The 17447-nt window shown below is 48.2% G+C and carries 15 protein-coding genes; 3 read left to right on the top strand and 12 right to left on the bottom strand.

What is annotated here, in order from left to right; all coding sequences use genetic code 11:
- Positions 1-3: 3 nt before the first annotated feature.
- From cfa to ACMXI2_RS08665, 3 genes are all read right to left on the bottom strand, one after another.
- Positions 4-1128, bottom strand: a complete 1125-nt coding sequence (gene cfa, locus ACMXI2_RS08675) for a cyclopropane fatty acyl phospholipid synthase (protein WP_483781293.1) — start codon at positions 1126-1128, stop codon at positions 4-6.
- A 425-nt stretch (positions 1129-1553) separates the two neighbouring features.
- Positions 1554-2834, bottom strand: coding sequence for an L-fucose:H+ symporter permease (fucP, locus tag ACMXI2_RS08670; RefSeq protein WP_483781292.1), 1281 nt, complete (start codon positions 2832-2834; stop codon positions 1554-1556).
- 110 nt (positions 2835-2944) lie between these two features.
- Positions 2945-3901: a bifunctional helix-turn-helix transcriptional regulator/GNAT family N-acetyltransferase gene (locus tag ACMXI2_RS08665; protein ID WP_483781291.1), complete on the bottom strand. Its 957-nt coding sequence runs from the start codon at positions 3899-3901 to the stop codon at positions 2945-2947.
- Positions 3902-4128: 227 nt separating this feature from the next.
- On the opposite strand from ACMXI2_RS08665, the gene ACMXI2_RS08660 reads away from it, so the two are divergent.
- Complete coding sequence (locus ACMXI2_RS08660) at positions 4129-5166, top strand: aldo/keto reductase (protein ID WP_483781290.1); 1038 nt, start codon at positions 4129-4131, stop codon at positions 5164-5166.
- A 90-nt stretch (positions 5167-5256) separates the two neighbouring features.
- Here ACMXI2_RS08660 and ACMXI2_RS08655 read toward each other — a convergent pair whose 3' ends face one another.
- Complete coding sequence (locus ACMXI2_RS08655) at positions 5257-6183, bottom strand: AraC family transcriptional regulator (protein WP_483781289.1); 927 nt, start codon at positions 6181-6183, stop codon at positions 5257-5259.
- A gap of 343 nt (positions 6184-6526) precedes the next feature.
- Here ACMXI2_RS08655 and ACMXI2_RS08650 point away from each other — a divergent pair, with 343 nt between their 5' ends.
- Positions 6527-7756: a thioredoxin family protein gene (locus tag ACMXI2_RS08650; protein ID WP_483781288.1), complete on the top strand. Its 1230-nt coding sequence runs from the start codon at positions 6527-6529 to the stop codon at positions 7754-7756.
- A gap of 31 nt (positions 7757-7787) precedes the next feature.
- On the opposite strand, the gene ACMXI2_RS08645 is transcribed toward ACMXI2_RS08650, so the two are convergent.
- From ACMXI2_RS08645 to ACMXI2_RS08625, 5 genes are all read right to left on the bottom strand, one after another.
- A complete protein-coding gene (locus ACMXI2_RS08645) occupies positions 7788-8390 on the bottom strand; it encodes a DNA alkylation repair protein (RefSeq protein WP_483781287.1) in 603 nt (200 codons plus the stop codon).
- A gap of 81 nt (positions 8391-8471) precedes the next feature.
- Positions 8472-8843 (bottom strand): VOC family protein, encoded by a 372-nt coding sequence (locus tag ACMXI2_RS08640; RefSeq protein WP_483781286.1) that lies wholly within the window; start codon positions 8841-8843, stop codon positions 8472-8474.
- 84 nt (positions 8844-8927) lie between these two features.
- Positions 8928-9722 (bottom strand): DUF6597 domain-containing transcriptional factor, encoded by a 795-nt coding sequence (locus ACMXI2_RS08635; RefSeq protein WP_483781285.1) that lies wholly within the window; start codon positions 9720-9722, stop codon positions 8928-8930.
- A 38-nt stretch (positions 9723-9760) separates the two neighbouring features.
- Entirely contained in the window at positions 9761-10255 is a 495-nt protein-coding gene (locus ACMXI2_RS08630; RefSeq protein WP_483781284.1) for an anthrone oxygenase family protein, read from the bottom strand.
- Between the two features lie 77 nt (positions 10256-10332).
- Complete coding sequence (locus tag ACMXI2_RS08625) at positions 10333-11931, bottom strand: beta-N-acetylhexosaminidase (protein WP_483781283.1); 1599 nt, start codon at positions 11929-11931, stop codon at positions 10333-10335.
- Positions 11932-12197: 266 nt separating this feature from the next.
- Here ACMXI2_RS08625 and ACMXI2_RS08620 point away from each other — a divergent pair, with 266 nt between their 5' ends.
- Positions 12198-12485 carry an SDR family NAD(P)-dependent oxidoreductase gene (locus ACMXI2_RS08620; protein ID WP_483781282.1) on the top strand — a complete coding sequence of 96 codons (288 nt, stop codon included), beginning with the start codon at positions 12198-12200 and terminating at the stop codon, positions 12483-12485.
- A 6-nt stretch (positions 12486-12491) separates the two neighbouring features.
- Here ACMXI2_RS08620 and ACMXI2_RS08615 read toward each other — a convergent pair whose 3' ends face one another.
- From ACMXI2_RS08615 to ACMXI2_RS08605, 3 genes are read right to left on the bottom strand one after another with little or no spacing between them, the layout of a single operon-like run.
- The gene (locus ACMXI2_RS08615) at positions 12492-14267 is read right to left on the bottom strand and encodes an SGNH/GDSL hydrolase family protein (RefSeq protein WP_483781281.1); all 1776 of its coding nucleotides are present in this window, start codon (positions 14265-14267) and stop codon (positions 12492-12494) included.
- A gap of 37 nt (positions 14268-14304) precedes the next feature.
- The gene (locus ACMXI2_RS08610; protein ID WP_483781280.1) at positions 14305-15219 is read right to left on the bottom strand and encodes a sugar phosphate isomerase/epimerase family protein; all 915 of its coding nucleotides are present in this window, start codon (positions 15217-15219) and stop codon (positions 14305-14307) included.
- Between the two features lie 34 nt (positions 15220-15253).
- Entirely contained in the window at positions 15254-17395 is a 2142-nt protein-coding gene (locus ACMXI2_RS08605) for an outer membrane protein assembly factor BamB family protein (protein WP_483781279.1), read from the bottom strand.
- Positions 17396-17447 lie beyond the last annotated feature (52 nt).

Below are 17447 nucleotides of genomic sequence, written 5' to 3'. Positions count from 1 at the left end.
CAATCAGGCTGGTTTGCTAATGTGATAACCGCCCGGCACACCATTTTTAGACAACACTACCTGCCATAGCTGGCTTTGTCTTGCGCGGAAAGAACCTGCGCAGGACAACAGGTAATATTTCCACATGCGGAAAAAGGTATTATCATATTTTGCTTTCAGCTGATCATAATTTCTGGAGATATTACTGTACCAGGCCATTAAAGTTTTGTCGTAGTCAACACTGAAATTCTGCCAATGTTCCATCACAAACAATCCTTCTATGTATTTCCCTATCAACTGTATGGTTGGGATCATGGCGCCGGGGAAGATATATTTATTCAGCCACCGGTCGGTAAAGGCGCGGGCGCTGTTGCCACCAATGGTGTGCAGGAGAAACAGCCCTTTTTCTTTCAGGCAGCGATGCACCACCTGCATATAGCACCGGTAATTTTTATACCCCACGTGTTCAAACATACCCAGTGATACGATGGCATCATACTGTTCATTCAGTGTGCGGTAATCTGCCAGCCTGATTTCCACAGGCCAGCCTTTGCAGCGTTCCCGCGCCAACTCCGCCTGTTCGGTGGAAATAGTAATACCGGTTACCTGCACCCCGTATTTTTCTGCAGCAAATTTTGCAAAGCTTCCCCAGCCGCAGCCAATGTCGAGCACCTGCATACCTGGCTGCAGGTTTAATTTGCGGCAGGTAAGGTCCAGCTTATCTTCCTGCGCCTGATCAAGCGTAGCGGCATTTTCCCAGAAGGCGCAGGTGTATGTCATTCTTTTGTCGAGCATCGCCTCAAACAGGTCGTTGCCGGTATCATAGTGACTATGGCTGTTGTGATACGCTCTTGTCCGCGACTGGAAATTGAGCAGACGCGCCAGCAAGACATCTGTTTTAAAACCAATGCTTTCAGGTAGTTGGCTGTCGATACCCGCGCGCAATACCCGGTGGAAAAACTCATCGAGCTGCAGGCTGTCCCAGCATCCCTGCATGTAGGATTCTCCCAGTCCTAATGAGCCCCGGCCCAATACGTTCGCGTAAAAGGAAGGATCATAAACTGTTATATCCCAGGAATGAGGGCCATTTACTGCAACACCTGCGGCTGCCAGCAAACGGGTGACCATATATTCAGGTTTACGGAACATCGCCAACCGGTTTTGGTCCAGAGATTTAACACCCAATGACATGCCATTGTTTAGCAGAATTCGGGGAATAAAAAGGTGGCGCTTATATGGAGCCCCGCATTTATCAATATACTTTAAACTCCCATAGCCCGGGTATACCGCTGAGTATTGTTACCCGCAGGTATCTTATTTTTCCGGAGAGATGATCTACATGTGGTGATTGCATGATACTGTTTTCGTGACCTCCGCACTGCTTCATTTTATCCGCCCATAGCGGCAGGTCCGTGCAGGGTATCGGCGCCATTCAGCAGTTTGAAGGGGCCCTCCGGCCGGCCATCGCTGCGTATATGCTGGTATTGTTGGTTGGACAGAGATAGTATTTATTACAAAAGCAGGGCTGCCAAGTAACAGCAGCCCGAGTAATGTATAACGGTAACGGATACCCATTATCTGAGTTTATATAATTTATAACCAAACAGGAAAATAACGATGTAGCATACAATGGGCAGGTAGTAGGCTGTAGCGATATTGGTATCTGCGATACGGCCCATGATGAATGGAAAAATGGCCCCTCCAAACATTCCCATTACGATGAAAGAGGAAGCCTGTTGTGTTTGCGGTCCCAGGTCTTTTAAACCAAGACTGAAAATAGTAGGATACATGATACTGAAAAAGAAGTTGATCATCAGCAGGGCGATGAAGGAAGTCCAGCCCCAGCCCTGCGCCGCGAGGATGCACATGAGGATGTTGCCAAGTGCAAAAGCGGCGAGCAGTTTGTTAGGTGCGATATAACGCATCAGTGCAGTGCCTGCAAATCTTCCGGCCAGCATCATGCCCATAAACACTGTCATAAAGTAACCCGCTTTCTGATCAGAGAACCGCATCACTTCATGTCCGTAGTTGATGAAGAAGGCCCAGGTGCCTGCCTGTGCGGCTACATTAAAGAACTGTGCGACGACTGCAAATACAAAATGCTTCTGCTGGAATAATTTTTTGCGTACGCCTGTCACGCCGCCTGCATCTGCGGGCCCATCATGCGGATCTGTCAACGCCGGTACCTTCACCATAGCAAATGCAATAGCAATGGCTGCGATAACTGCGCCGATATAGATGTATAATTGTTTTACAGACAGTAATTCTTCGCCGGCATTATGTCCTGCGCTGAGGAGAAAATAGGAACCAAGCGTTGGTCCTACTATAGCGCCTACCGCGTTAAACGACTGTGCAAAATTGATACGCTGATCACTGGTGCGCTGATCGCCCAAAGCAGCCATGAACGGATGCGCCACGGTTTCCAGTGTGGCCATTCCACAAGCCAGCACAAAGAGGGCTACGCGGAAAATACCAAACGAGGCTGCATTGGCGGCGGGCACAAACAGGAAGGCGCCCAGGGCATAGAGTGTGAGCCCAAGTAGCACACCGTTTTTATATCCCATCTTTTTAATAAACAATCCTGCCGGGATACCCATCAGCGCGTAGGCGCCGAAGATAGAAAACTGTACGAGGCCGGACTGGGATTTGGATAATCCGAGTACATTCTGGAAATGTTTATTCAGTACATCACCCATTGTTAATGCGATCCCCCAGCACATGAACAGGGAGGTAACGAATATGAGGGTGATGACATATTTATTCTCCGTGAATTTTGCGGGTAAGGACGCGGCAGATGAATTGGAATTTTTAGCGGTTTCTAAGGCTTCCTGTTCCAGGGAGTCGGGTGATATCATGATCAGAGTTTTTAAAATTTTTTTATAACGTGGAATGATGGTTAGAGCATGCATCCGAAGCTCTAATATACATTTCCATTTTTATAAACTCCAATCATCTGCCCGTTAAATCAAACCGGCAATATCAGTTCCATCTGGATATTGCAACGTTCATATGGAGTAGCTCTGCCGGCTATCTTTTTAAAGCCCAGCTTATTATACAGGCTGATGGCCGGTTTCAGGATGGTATTACTTTCGAGGTAAATATTCCTCGCTCCGAGTGATGTTGCTTTTGCGATGATAGCCTGTCCTAATAAAAATCCAATGCTTTTTCCCTGGGCTTTGGGAGATACCGCCATTTTAGCCAGTTCGTAATCGTAGTCCGGGTCGTCCATTTTTACTAATGCACAAACCCCTACAGGTTCATCGTTATAAAGCGCCACAAAAATATGTCCGCCTTTTTTAAGGATATTTTCTTCCGGGTGATCGAGTGATTTATGGTCTGCCGCTTCCAGTTTAAACCACCTGGCAATCCATTCTTCATTCAGTGCTTTGAAGGCGGCTTTATATTTAGGCCGATAGTCCACTATGGTCACGTTTTCCGCTTCTCTTTTTTTATGCGCTTCCACTACGCGACTGAGTAAGGATTGCTGTTCCAGCAGGTATTCCCATTCTTCCATTGCCTTCCACAGGTCGTGCGTGGTTTGGGCGGAAATGGCTTCTATCGCGGTGTTTACATCTGTGAGCTGGTCCTGTATTTTGACGGTAATTTCAAGTCCTTTTTTGGTGAGGCTTACCATATTACGCCGGCCATCTGTTTTGTCTTTCTTTTCCACTACCAGTCCCTTCTTCCCCATTTCGCCGATAATTTTACTTACCGACGGGTGGGAATGGCCAATTTCTTTTGCGATGGCGGTGATTGTTTTTTCTTCTCCTACGGATAGTACATAGAATACCGGGAACCATTTCGGCTGCATTTCGATGTTATACAACTGGTAGATCTGTGCGGCATCTTCTGTGATCTTTTCTGTGAGCATGCGTAATCTGCTTCCGAGCGCTACCTTGCCTGTTTTGTTGAAGAATTCCATATTGTAATAAATTACGTAATCAGTTACGCAAATATAGGAAGTAGTTTAAAAGCAGCAAATTTTTATTTGAGTACTATTCCAGCAAGCGGTTGTGGAAAGAGGAGGGACTCACCTGGTGACTTCCTTATCTCATAAAAATACAATTTTATACTCTGAATATACAAATCAGTCCTGCTGCTTTTCCCCGATATTTACACTTTCATAACAACCGTAATAAAACTTATCTGATGGAATACAGACAATTAGGCGCATCCGGTTTACAGGTACCGGTGCTGAGTTTCGGCACTGCCACTTTTGGCGGCGGTAATGATTTTTTCAAAGCCTGGGGCAGCACACTGGCGGATGAAGCCACCCGCATGGTGAATCTTTGTCTTGATGCAGGCGTAAACCTTTTCGACACCGCCGACATTTACTCCGATGGGCTTTCGGAAGAGATCCTGGGCAAAGCCATTGCCGGCAAGAGGGATCAGCTGCTGATCTCCACCAAAGCCACCTTCACTTTTGGAAAGGGTCCCAATAACCAGGGTTCATCGCGGTTTCATTTACTGCGGCAGATAGAAGGAAGTTTGAAGCGGCTGCAAACCGACTATATCGATATTTACCACATGCATGGATTTGACGGTAACACGCCTGTGGAAGAAACCATGCGTACGCTGGACGACCTTGTGCAAAGCGGCAAGGTACGTTACATTGCCGCGTCCAACTTCTCCGGCTGGCACCTGATGAAATCGCAGTCCATCGCAGAAAAGTATGGGTGGAACCGTTATGTGGCGCACCAGGTGTATTATTCACTTGCCAACCGCGAATACGAATGGGAGCTGATGCCGCTGGGCCTTGACCAGCAAGTGGGCGCCATTGTATGGTCGCCACTGGCAGCAGGCAGACTGGGAGGTAAATACCGCCGTAACAGTCCGCCGCCGCAGAACGGCCGCATAGCACAGGGAGGCAGTCCTGTACCGGAGGCTGTGGTAAATGAGGAAGTTTTTTACAACATCATTGATGCACTCGATGAAATAGCCGCTGAAACGGGCAAAACGGTGGCACAGATCTCGCTGAACTGGCTGCTGCAGCGTCCTACTGTATCCAGCATTATTATCGGTGCGCGTAATGAAGAGCAATTGATCCAAAACCTCGGCGCCACCGGCTGGAATCTGACCACCGACCAGCTTAAAAAGCTGGATACGGCAAGTGAAGTCCCTACCATTTATCCTTACTGGCATCAGCGGCAGAACCTTACGCTGAATCCGCCGCCGGTTTTCTACTAATATTTTTCAGCGGAGGGAGTGGTTCCCTCCGCATTTATTTAAACAGATGGCAGTGGGCACGGAGAACCCTTTACATAAAAATGGGAAATATCATCGGGTGCAGATCAGCTGATAGGTGCCGGGAGTAATGCCTTCCGCGCTTCTGAAGAGGCGGATGAAATAGTTGGTATCATTAAAACCGCAAAGCATACTTACCTGGCCCACGCTGTTGTTGCGGTCGGCCAGCAGCTGCTTTGCCAGCTTTAGTCTTTCCCTGTTAATATACTGAAGGGGAGTAATGCCGAACTGGTCTTTAAACCACTTGAAAAAGATATTGCGGCTCAGGTAAGCCTTCCGGCAAAGCGTATCTATAGAGATGTTTTCTGTGAGATGTTCATTGATATAATGCAGCACAAAATGGAGCCGGCTGTTGTTGCTGTTGGTATCCATTTCATCTGCGATCAGCTGCAGGTGCTGACTCTGCAGGATACGGATCAGCAGTTCCTTCATATTAAGATCGGCGTAAATATCCCTGGACAGGTCGGAGCTGCTGCAGATACGGATTAATTTATTGATCAGGTCTGTAAGGTCCACATCATTATTAAAATGGTACTGGTTGAATTGCAGGCGCCAGTCATTTTTGTCGGTGTACTCGCCGTTATAATATTCGTTGAGATATTGCAGGGTGCTGCGGATATAGGTTTCATCCACCGAAAGGGCAATACACTGTGTAGGATTTTCTGCCGAGGCTTCGGGGAAATCAATCACCATTGTTTCGTTGGCCGGTACAATTACGGTTTCTCCCGGCTGATATTCAAAGGAAGGCTGATCGAAAAGATGCATGATCTTTTTGCCCTGCACCATGCTTGTAATGACAAAATCTCCAAAAGTAAGCGGCACCCGGTAATCCTGCTGATAACTTTCAAATATATTCAGTTCACAATTATTCAGGTTATAAACCCGCCTGTTCTCGACCAGGCGTTGCAGTTGCTTCGGATGTGTCAGGTCTATCGGCTGTACAAAATGTTTTACCGGCATGGCTAATATTTTTAGCTACAACAAGTTAGTATAATTTAACCGAACTCAGAAAAAGGTACGAATGTGCTAAAGATAAGTACGAAATTTTGCAATTGAATGTCAAATCTTTACCATATTGGGCATACATGGACGGAAACCATCTTTTTTCCTCAAATAACATCCACCGGGGTAATACAATTTTGCACCAAAAAAGTCGTCCTGCCGGATGACTTTTTGGTGCAAACGCCGCCGGCTAATGACTTTACCCCAACTTATCCTGTCAAATTAATTGGCTTCACTCCCGGTTTTCTTCCTGAACTGCGTTAAATTAGTGGCCTACAAATCAAAACCAATAAACAGCATTATGAAAAAACTACTCCTCCTCGCCTTCCTGTTGCCACTACTGGCGGCAGCGCAGGACAAAGGCATTCATTTCGAGCATGGCAGCAGCTGGGCCGATGTGCAGGCCAAAGCCAAAGCTGAAAACAAATACATCTTCATGGACTGTTTCACTACCTGGTGTGGTCCCTGCAAGTTTATGTCGGCCAATATTTTCCCGCAGGAAAAAGTAGGCAGCTTTATGAATGATAAATACATCAGCGTAAAGGTACAGATGGATCAAACGGACAAAGACAATGAAGAAGTAAAAAGCTGGTATGCTGCCGCCAAACAAATTGAGAAAGACTACGCCATCCGTGCATATCCCACCTTCCTGGTGTTTGCACCCGACGGGCATATTGTTGACCGCCAGATAGGCGGCGCCGAAGCAGATCAGTTCATTGAAAGATGCGCTGCTTCCTTGAACCCGGCCACACAATATTACACACAGCTGGATCTTTATAAAAAAGGAAAGAAAGATACCGCCTTCCTTCGCCAGATGGCATTGCTGGCATTGAACAAATATGACCAGGAAAATGCGTCCATCATTTCCAAAGAATATCTTGCTCAGCAGAAAGATCTTTACACTCCTGTAAACCTCAGCTTCATCACTAAATTTACCAACAGCAGCAAAGATGTAGGGTTTGATATGTTCCTGCACCATGCCGATAAAGTAAATAAAGTACTGGGACCCGGTAAGGCAGAAGAAAAAGTAATGGGCATTGTAGCACAGGAAGAAGTATATCCGCAGCTGATGAAGAAAGATGGCAGCAAACCCGACTGGGCTACCCTTGAAAGCAGCCTGACAAAAAAATATCCTGCCTTCGCGGAAGAATTACTCCTGAAAACCAAAGTGCAATACTTCAGCTATGTAAAAGATGCGGATAATGCGGTGGCTAACATTGTTGCCTATATGAAAAAATATGGCCACAAAGCTGATCCCCAGGCATTAAACGAATATGCATGGACCATCTTCGAAAAATGCAACGACATGCAATGTATAGAACAGGCCCTGGAATGGAGCAAACGCTCATTCAAAGACAACGAAGTACCTGCGTTCATGGACACTTACGCCAACCTGTTGTATAAAGCCGGCAAAAAAGAAGACGCCCTCGCATGGGAGGAAAAAGCCCTGAACAAAGCCAGCGGCGACGAAAAGAAAAACTACGAAACTACCCTGGAGAAAATGAAGAAGGGGGAGAAATACTGGGAATAGCAAAAACATAAGCGGAGGGAATTCCCTCCGCTTATTCCTTCATAACAAGTTTATAAACAAATGCGATACGCGGTTGCTCCAGGTTCCACCCTTCCACCTCTTCCAGCACCAGTTCCCGGTGCTTTTTGCTGATATCCCTTAAAGCATTTCCCACAGATTTACGCAGGTATTCACTTTCCTTCGATCTCAGTTTACTGATCATCCGGATGGCCGTTTGCGGATGTTCCTTAAAATAAGGGCGTGCGGTCCAGATACGGAGCCCTTCCACCACGGCCCTGTTCAGGTTGGGATGCGGATCATTCAGCCATAGCCTGATTTCCGGGAGTGCTTTTTCATAGCCGATACTGCTGCAATAGTGATCAAAGGCTTTGGCCAGCATTTCCTGTACTCGCCAGTTATCGTCTGCCACTATTTTTGTTTTCAGCCATGTTAATGCCTTATTGTTTGCCGGAGAGAGGAGTCCGAGCAACCACGTGCCCAGCATACGTTCCTGGTAGCTTTCCCCGGCTATCAGTATGGCGGCTGTTTTCAGGTGATCCTGGCTGGTGTCTTTTAGTAAGTTATCACCTGCTTCCAGGATATGTTTAAAGCCATGTTCTACTTTTTTTATTTCGGTAATAACGGTAGATAACATGATTGGAGTGATTTGGGTTCAGTTAGCAAATGTAAAAAAGACCAGCGTTCTGCCAGTCCTTTCCATGTAAAAAATTATCCTTTATGGCGTTGTAATCCACCAGGTATTTCCAAACGGATCTTTTACACCGCCGGATTTGCCGTACGACTGCTTTGTTACCGGCATTACTTCTGTAGCGCCTTCTGCCAGCGCCTTTTTAAAAGTAGCATCGGCATCTTCCACGTAAATGAACAGTCCTGCATTGTCGGTACCCCAGTTGGCGTTTGACTGGCCAAACATAATAACACTGCCGCCGATACTGATTTCGCCATGCATGAGTTCTTTGGTACCTTCCCTGTAGCTCCGGTGATGCTCTTTTGCTCCAAATACCTTACCGGTAAAATCAAAAAAGCCTTCTGCATCTTTCAGGATCAGATACGGCATTACCTGTTGATGTCTTTCTGGTAATTTCATAACATTTTATTTTAAGGTTAAACGTCTCTTGCACAAAATTGCAATAGTATCCCCTGATAAAATTGGAAGAAACCGACATTCTTGTTAGTCGCGCCAGTCGGTGGCCCCGGAGCGGCCGGAGAAATACTGTTTGGGATGCATACCTGAAAAAGCGCGGAAGTCGCTGATAAAATGCGACTGATCATAATACCCGCATTCGAGCGCAAGGCGGCCCAGGCTCATCACCTGCCGGTTGTAAAAGGCGGTGGCCGACTGGAAACGGACAATCCTTGAAAACAATTTGGGGGATAGTCCTGCGTACTGTTTGAACTGGCGCTCAAACTGCCGCTCCGACAAATAGTATGCCTGTGAAAGAGACTGTATGTTCATGGAAGGCCGGTGATGAATGATATCCCTGATAGCCGCAAAAACCGGCAGATCCGCTACGCGGCTGGCTGCCAGCCGCTGCTCTGTAAACCGGCAAAGGATATCACAACGCTCCCGGTTATTTTTCGCCAGCATGATCTTTTCTTCGAGGATGCTGCCTTCACCTTTCAGCAGGTATCTTAATTCAGCGGTAGTATTGGCGAGATCCGCGGCGGAGATATTAAACAGCAATGGAATGGCCTGCGGGTAAAAATACACACCAAAAATACTGAAGCCTGCATTAATGATATACCTGCGCAGGATGTGTGTGGCGCCCTGCACGCCGGAGGTAAACGATTTACTGGTATCGCCGTTATCCGCTATTTCATCGAACAGCCCGCGGTAATGAAACACCAGCTCCACGCAGGCATCGGCCATATTGTAATGCGTGTAACCCGTGTTCCCTTCCAGCACCCAGAAGAACCGGATGACGTGTGCAAGATGGGGTGGTGGTGGAATGGTTTGGTAATGCATTACCCTAAATTTACAAAAAGCATTTAAGCTTCGCGTGATTAGCTTTTGGCATCGCGTTGTAAACAGGCCATCACCAGCAATACCAATGCGGCAATCCCTGCCAGCGTGCGCACAAGATGCCAGTTATTCCACGGCGTGGCAAACGCCGCGCGCATATCATGCAGTTGCGCCGCCGAAGCCCCTTCTGTATGAAAGGCCGCCAGCTTATCGTTGAGGGGAATATTGGCGAGTACCGTTACCCCGAAAGAACCAATCACAAATATCAGCGTAGCGGCCAGGAGGTACCCGCTGCGGCGGGTAAAAGCAGGCCGGGCATTGAGCCAGGTAGCCAGCGGCAACAATACCGGCGCGCCTAAAAAACTCACTATAAAGGCCGGGTTCACAATGGCCACATTGATTGCCTGGGTAGCTGTTATATAGGCAGCATCCGGCAATTGCGCAAATGCAATATTCACGGAAACAGCAAACGCATAAAATAAACCCGCTACCAGGGCGGTGGTGATGGTGGCAAGCGCCAGTATAAAAGTCTTCATTACGCTAACCGGGTATTTTTAATCCCATTGCAATATTACTTCCCTCCCATTTCCGGAAATAGAACAAAACCGACACATCAGTCAATATAACCAGCAGCCGCTTTGCCCGACTCATGGTGTTTGCCCGGCTGGAAAATATCAAAGTAATAGAGATGCTCCTTTGCATATAGCGGCAGCTGCGCTTTTAAACGGGTTTTAAAGCCGTTAAAGTCTTTTGCCGGGGATTGGGTCCAGGCGGTTTCCGCGAGCGCAGCAATGCGGGGAAAAAGCAGGAAATCCAGCCGGTTGTTACTATGAATGGTTTCTGACCACAGGCATGCCTGCACGCCTGATATCAGGGATTCATTCCCCCGTGTGGCAGGAACAGCAGCAGCGGAGAAATCGTATACAGATTGTAAAGGATTAAATTCACCGTCTTTCCATCTGCGCCCGATTCTGTGACTGCTGTCCTGGACAAAATCAAAATAAAACGGTAACCGTGGACATAGTACTACGGAATACCCTTTCTTGAATGCCATTGCCAGGTTCTCCGGCTTTTCGTGACGCCACCAGCATACAATGGTACTGTCGGCCGGCAGGGAGGCGGTGGCTATTTCATCCCATGCCATTACTTTATTATGCAATTTTAAAACGGTATCGGCCATACGTTGAATAAAATAATCCTCTACCTGTTTGCGGTCTTTCAGGCCGTGTGCTTCTTTTAACCGGATGATACCGGTATCCTGGTCCCAGCCGGCATTGCCAAAGGTTACTTCGTCGCCGCCGAGGTGAATGAGCCCTGCGGGAAACAGTTGAGCCGTTTCCGTTAGTATATCCGCCAGGTAGGAGTAAGTTCCTTCCCTGCCGGGATTAAAGGTGAACTGCGGATACTTTGCCGTACCGCCACCGTCGAATGCAGGATAAGCCCTGTTGGCGGCCCCGGCATGACCCGGCATATCTATTTCAGGAATAATATCTATGCACCGCGCTTTCGCATAGGCTACTATTTCCCGGATATCGTTCTGGGTGTAATAGGCCGCAGGCGCCTGGGGATCACTGATATTGCCGATGCCGCCAACGGTGGTGAGCAAAGGATATTTTTTGATCTCCAGCTGCCAGCCGGGCATATCTGTTAAATGCCAGTGAAAACGGTTCAGTTTATAAAACGCCATCCAGTCGAGGATGGACTTCACTTTCTCTTTACCAAAAAAATACCGCGACTCATCCAGCATCAGGCCGCGCCATGCGTATTGCGGGGCATCGGTAATGTTCCAGCAGGATACGTGTAAAGCTTTTCCGGATGCCGGCGCCACAGCGGTCAGCTGCAACAGGCTGACGATACCGTTAAACACGCCTTCCCGTGCGCCTGCCGAAATAGTGGCGGTTTGCTTATTCATGATAAGCGTATAGGCATCTATGTTAGCAGCGGATTTCTTTTCCAGTAAGATAACGGTGCTGCCGGACTTCCGTTGCAGCGGAACATTGATATGATAACGGCGGAGCAGTTCCTGCTGCAGCCAGGTAGCCAGCGAAATCAGGGAAGTGTCTTCCCAGCTGATAGTGGATTGTGCGTTGATTTCAAAAACGCCGCGCCCCTTCTCTGCTTTTACGGGCAAAGGGATCACCGGGCATATTTGCTGTGCAGTAACGGGAATAGCAGTAGATACAATGGCGATGGCCAGCAGGTATTTTTTCATGTTCAAAGCTGATTTTCAGGAGCAAATGGCGCGCCGGCGAACAAAATAATAAAATATCGCCAGTACTTCTCCATAAAATGATATATAAATATTTCTCTATTATTCATATCCCCGGTTTAGTTACAGGTCAACGGCTTAATCCTACAGTTCAACAGGTAATCAATGGCCGGCTGGTATACCAGTGGCATAGGTATCCGATCCTATTATTCATGATAACCTGTTCAGGACCATGACAAAATTCAAAAGCCTGCTTGAAAATAAAATGTATGCCAGATATTAAATACACGCTCATCGCCGATGTACTGAAACAACAACTGCAGATCATTACGTGCGGGCACGACATCAATTTCCTGATCAACAACGCCGGCATCGGCGGTACTTCTTCCATTACCCACACCTCACTGGAACGGATAGACGATATTATTATGCTCAATGTAAGAGGCACCGTTTTACTGATACTGATGTTATTATTAGCCGTGAAAGGGTTTCTGAATTCAAAAACTGGCTCGAAGGGAAAAGCGAAAGCGCCGCAGGATGATCACCTGCGGCGCTGATTCACATTACATTTTCAGGAAGCTGTTGATCAGCGCGCCTAATTTCTCATATCCCGTTTCATTAGGATGCAGCCCATCGGTAAACAATTGTTCTTCAATTTTTCCGTCCGGTTTCAGGAACAGTTTTCCCGCATCCACATACCGGATATTTTTACCGGCGGCGCGTTTTGCGATCAGCTGATTGATACGTACTACCCTGCTTTCCTTATTGCGGCAGGGCAGGATGCCCATCAGTATAATTTTAGCAGCGTCCTGCCTGGCCCGTATTTGCTGCAACAGGTACCTGATGCCATCAGCAATCTCCTCATCGGTGTTTGCCTGCAGGTTGTTGGTACCAATCATTAATACAATATAGCCCGGCCTAATACCATCCAGCTCGCCGTGCTGTACACGCCATAATACGTTTTCCACCCGGTCCCAGCCAAAACCCATATTCACGGCCTGTTTGGGTTCAAAATATTTATCCCATGAGCTGGCGCCCGTACGCAATTTTGCCACGGGGTTGCCGCCCCAGAAGTGGGTGATAGAGTTGCCTATAAACACTACTTTGGGTTGGTGTGCTTTATTCCAGGCCAATACTTCTTCATGCCTGGTTTCCCAGTTGTAGTTAGCGGCATCGCGGCGTTGCGTGATGGGCGTGGTGGTAACCGTATTACCACTTTCTTCATGAAAAATTTCACGGATTTTTTCCGCATAGGCGTTAGCGTAGTGCATCATGCCAATGTCGTTGGGATGAGTACCATCTACCATGCTTTCAATGTCCTGCCCTATTTCTTCCTTTGTGAGCAGGCTGATATTTTTCACGCCGGCTTTCAACAGGGAGTCTCTTACTTCGCGCAGGGTGATGTTCACCTGCGTATACGCGGCCTTGCGGGTGGAGTCCATTTCACCGTCGGTGTACCCGTCGTGTTCCGTGAGCAGGATGGGTGTGCCGGGCCGTTGCTGCTGCAAAAATGTAACGGCATTGGTGATACGTTTTTTCAGCTCAGCGCCGGCGTATTGGGCGCCGGTGAGATTGGGCAGGCAATCCAGCACAAAGAGACGGGCATCCAGTTCGGCCACCCGGTCGAGCACTTCCTTCTCCAGGCGGCCGTTGCCGGAGAACGCGAGATTAATCACGGGCGTTTCCAGCTGCCGGGAAAGGAGATTAGTCCAGGCCATACCGGGCCGCGATGCGCAGGCGCCCTGGGCAATGGAGGTACCATATACCACAATGGGCGCGGCTTTACGTACGGGCAGGGGTTTTAATATGCTTTCCTCCGGTACATCAACAGACAGCCACTTTACGGAATTATACAACGGCAGGTAAAGCGTATAATCGATATTCTTTACATATTGATCATGCTTTTTCAGGCGTGTAAACCGGTATACGATGGTATCGCGGAAGTTATATTTCCCGGCGCACCACATCCATTGTCCGTCGATGCTTTTGGCGTAGAGGTCTACCCCGCTTACGCCGGTGGCGGCCATATGTGGCAGGGCCGCAGGCCCGGAAACGGTATACCTGATCACTATTTCATCCGCGTCTGTTCTGAAGCGGAGACTGAGTCCTGCGCTGTTGTTAGACAAGTTCCACACCGGCGGCCGTACTTCTTTTTCTGATATAGCCGGCAGGCGGTCGTAATAGTTTTTCAGTCCTGTTTTCCATCCCTGTCCTTCCAGCGCATATACACTGTCGGTGGTGGCTGGTGTCCATGTTTTAAAAGCACGGGGCGCTTGCGCAAAGCTCATGCCTGCGGATAACAGCAGCGCCGCAATAGCGGGCATCATTTTCATCTTCATAACACAATCGTTGTTCCTAAAAATTATTTTACTGGTTTTAATAACCCCATTTCTTCATTACGACCAGGTCGTCGCGCACAGCATCCAGCGGGGCCTGTCCCTGGTAGGACTCCTGCTCAATAATAAAATGTTTGGTCCCACCGGATTTCTTACCGAGATCAATTACTTCTTTCACCGGTATAATACCTTTGCCCAATACGGTGCTTTCGTATTTACCGCCCATTTCACCTTTGTCTGTTTTAATTTCATCTTTTACATGCATCAGCTCAAAACGGCCAGGGTACTGCTTTATAATATCCAATGCGATACCGCCGGCGTGATACATATTGCCAATATCCAGTTGCTGCGCTACCAGGGAAGGATCGGTGTTTTGCAGGATGAGGTCAAAGATTTTTTGTCCGTTCAGTTGCTGGCTGAATTCAAAATCATGGTTATGATAGCCGAACTTCATACCTGATTTTTTACATAAGGCGCCGCTTTTATTGAATACGTCCATATAGGCTTTGAAGTCGTCGTAGTTTTTACGCAGACTTTCATCCAGCCACGGGCTGATCACATAGTGCTGTCCTACGATGGCAGCATCTTCCACGGTATATTTCCATTCGTCCGTGAAGTCATTCTTTGCGGCATCCCAATGTTGTTTGCCCATTACGGTATGTCCGCTTGGCATCAATAACCCGAGATCGTCCAGGAGTTTTTTAAATGCTGCGGCGGAGTACCCATAAAATTTCCGTGAGCTGTATCCGGCATGTTCTACATTTTTATAGCCCATAGCCGCGATCTGTTTGAGCGTACCCGACGGATCTTTTTTCATATCATCGCGGATAGAATACAGCTGTATGCCCAGCACCGGCCTGCGTACAGCGGCAGCCAGCAGATCCTTTGACAGTAGTGCTGAGCCGGCGATCGCCAGGCTCCCTTTCAACAGGAAATTTCTTCTTGAAATGCTCATAATAAAAGATATTTTGATTGTTGAATGATTGCTATTAAAGGGCAAATGCCAGGTATGTATCTCCCGGCTTCTTTCCCAGTTTACCACCACCACAGGCGATCACCACAAATTGTTTTCCTTCCACTTCATATACTGCCGGTGTGGCAAAACCACAGGCGGGCAAATCAACTTCCCACAACAGCTGTCCTGTTCTTTTATTAAACGCCCGGAACTTACTATCGGCGGTAGCCGCAATAAACAGGAGTCCGCCGGCGGTTACCACGGGGCCCCCGTAATTTTCTGTACCGCTGTGGATACCTTTTGCTTTCAGTTCGGGGTAATCGCCCAGGGTGTCTTTCCATAACACATTTCCCGTGTTGAGGTCAATGGCGCTCAGTGTGCCCCAGGGCGGCATTACAGCCGGGTATCCTTCTTTCGTTAAAAATTTATTATAACCGGTATTGCGGTAAGGTAAATTCGTATATGCGTCTACGTTTTTCCGCGGCGCTGTAAACGGTTGTTGTTGTTTCGGCTTTACATCCAGTAAAAAAACAGCCAGCGCCTGCTGTTCGATGCTGTCCAGTTGTTTGAACGCGGGCATCATTCTTCTGCCGGTATTTACCAGTTGCGCTAACGTTGTTTCTGTGTATTTTGTATGAATATTTAAGAGAGATGGGAAATTACCACCCCCCTTTCGCTCCGGTCCGTGGCACGACATACAATTGGCGGTATACAACCGTTTACCTGCCTGGAGTTGTGTTTCCGTAACCGGGATATGCGGGTCCTTTGTTTCCACCATCGTGAGCACCCAGGGCATTTCGCTGGCGTTTACATATAGGATGCCCGTTTCCGGGTCTGCTGCCGGCCCACCCCATTCTGCACCGCCATCGAAGCCGGGAAAGATCACCGTGCCCTGTTTGGAAGGCTGCATGAAAAGCCGGCCGGTTTTATAGGATGCCAGCCGCGCCCTGATATCCGCGTAAGACGAATCCGGTATCAATGTGTTCAGGTCTTGCTCCAACAGCGACTGCCGCACAAATGGTTTAAAAAAAGTGGGTACCGGCTGTGTGGGCGACACCCATTCCCCGGGCAACGCCGTGTCTGCCGGTACAGGCATTTCCGTTACGGGGTATAAAGGCTGGCCCGTACGACGGTCCAGCAGGAAAATGAATCCTGTTTTTGTAACCTGTACTACTGCTTCCACCGGTTTACCCTCCTTTTTTACGGTTACCAGCATTGGAGCGGTTGGCAGGTCCCTGTCCCACAGGTCGTGATGCACCGTCTGGAAATGCCAGATCCTTTTACCGGTGGCGGCATCCAGTGCCAGTACACAGTTGGCGAACAGGTTATTGCCGGGTCTTTTGCCGCCGTAGAAGTCGTCTGTAGCGGATCCTACCGGCGCATACACGATGCCTTTTTCTTCATCAACACTGAAGCCTGCCCAGGAGTTAGCTCCTCCGGTATGTTGCCAGGCATCTTTGTCATTCCAGGAATCGTAGCCTTCTTCTCCCGGCTGCGGGATGGTATGAAAAATCCATTTCAGCCGGCCGTTATGCACGTCGTAGGCCCGGATATAGCCTGGAGCCGCTCCGGCGGCTTCTCCTACGCGGGTGCCTACAATCAGCAGATCTTTATAAATAACGCCCGGTGTGGTGGAAGTGATATCCAGTTGATCCATATTGCGGCCCATATCGCGGTGAAGGTCCACATACCCGCTGTCGCCGAAAGTATTTACAGGCATACCGTTCAGGGCGTCTATGCAATATAGCCGGCTACTGGCGGTATAAAAAATGCGTTGTTCTTTGCCGTTGTTTTCATAGTAAGTAATGCCCCTGCAGGGGTTAAACTGGAAGGCGTTCTTTTCACCGGCCTTCACGGGATCAAAGGTCCAGTAAGGCTTACCGGTAGCCGCATGTACCGCAAATAATTTCAGCTGCGGAGAAACGCCATACAGCCTTTCGCCCACCACTATTGGGTTTACCTGGATCTGTGTCCGCTCTGCGGTGTCGCCGGTGCGGTATTCCCAGGCTATTTTTAATTGTGAAACATTACCGGTATCCAGTTCTGTTAAGGCGCTATAGTGAATATTTTCCCTGCTGCCACCATACACCTGCCAGGTGCGGTGAGCAGCATTCTTTGAGGTGCAGGATAGTAATAACGTGGAAACTATCAACCCATAGGTGAAATTCGAGCGCATCGGAAAGAAAATGATTTTCTGTTCCTTTAAAAATATACTTTTTAAAATTCTT

It is taken from the genome of Chitinophaga sp. G7 BAM 1005, assembly GCF_057126945.1.
This window is presented reverse-complemented; position numbering and strand designations above follow the sequence as displayed.

Coding starts and splice junctions, on each gene's coding strand:
- ACMXI2_RS08615 (WP_483781281.1), bottom strand. CDS start 14,267: ATGAAGATGAAAATGATGCCCGCTATTGCGGCGCTGCTGTTATCCGCA.
- ACMXI2_RS08620 (WP_483781282.1), top strand. CDS start 12,198: ATGCCAGATATTAAATACACGCTCATCGCCGATGTACTGAAACAACAA.
- ACMXI2_RS08665 (WP_483781291.1), bottom strand. CDS start 3,901: ATGGAATTCTTCAACAAAACAGGCAAGGTAGCGCTCGGAAGCAGATTA.
- ACMXI2_RS08610 (WP_483781280.1), bottom strand. CDS start 15,219: ATGAGCATTTCAAGAAGAAATTTCCTGTTGAAAGGGAGCCTGGCGATC.
- ACMXI2_RS08640 (WP_483781286.1), bottom strand. CDS start 8,843: ATGAAATTACCAGAAAGACATCAACAGGTAATGCCGTATCTGATCCTG.
- cfa (WP_483781293.1), bottom strand. CDS start 1,128: ATGTTCCGTAAACCTGAATATATGGTCACCCGTTTGCTGGCAGCCGCA.
- ACMXI2_RS08655 (WP_483781289.1), bottom strand. CDS start 6,183: ATGCCGGTAAAACATTTTGTACAGCCGATAGACCTGACACATCCGAAG.
- ACMXI2_RS08645 (WP_483781287.1), bottom strand. CDS start 8,390: ATGTTATCTACCGTTATTACCGAAATAAAAAAAGTAGAACATGGCTTT.
- ACMXI2_RS08630 (WP_483781284.1), bottom strand. CDS start 10,255: ATGAAGACTTTTATACTGGCGCTTGCCACCATCACCACCGCCCTGGTA.
- ACMXI2_RS08650 (WP_483781288.1), top strand. CDS start 6,527: ATGAAAAAACTACTCCTCCTCGCCTTCCTGTTGCCACTACTGGCGGCA.
- ACMXI2_RS08635 (WP_483781285.1), bottom strand. CDS start 9,722: ATGCATTACCAAACCATTCCACCACCACCCCATCTTGCACACGTCATC.
- ACMXI2_RS08605 (WP_483781279.1), bottom strand. CDS start 17,395: ATGCGCTCGAATTTCACCTATGGGTTGATAGTTTCCACGTTATTACTA.
- ACMXI2_RS08660 (WP_483781290.1), top strand. CDS start 4,129: ATGGAATACAGACAATTAGGCGCATCCGGTTTACAGGTACCGGTGCTG.
- fucP (WP_483781292.1), bottom strand. CDS start 2,834: ATGATATCACCCGACTCCCTGGAACAGGAAGCCTTAGAAACCGCTAAA.
- ACMXI2_RS08625 (WP_483781283.1), bottom strand. CDS start 11,931: ATGAAAAAATACCTGCTGGCCATCGCCATTGTATCTACTGCTATTCCC.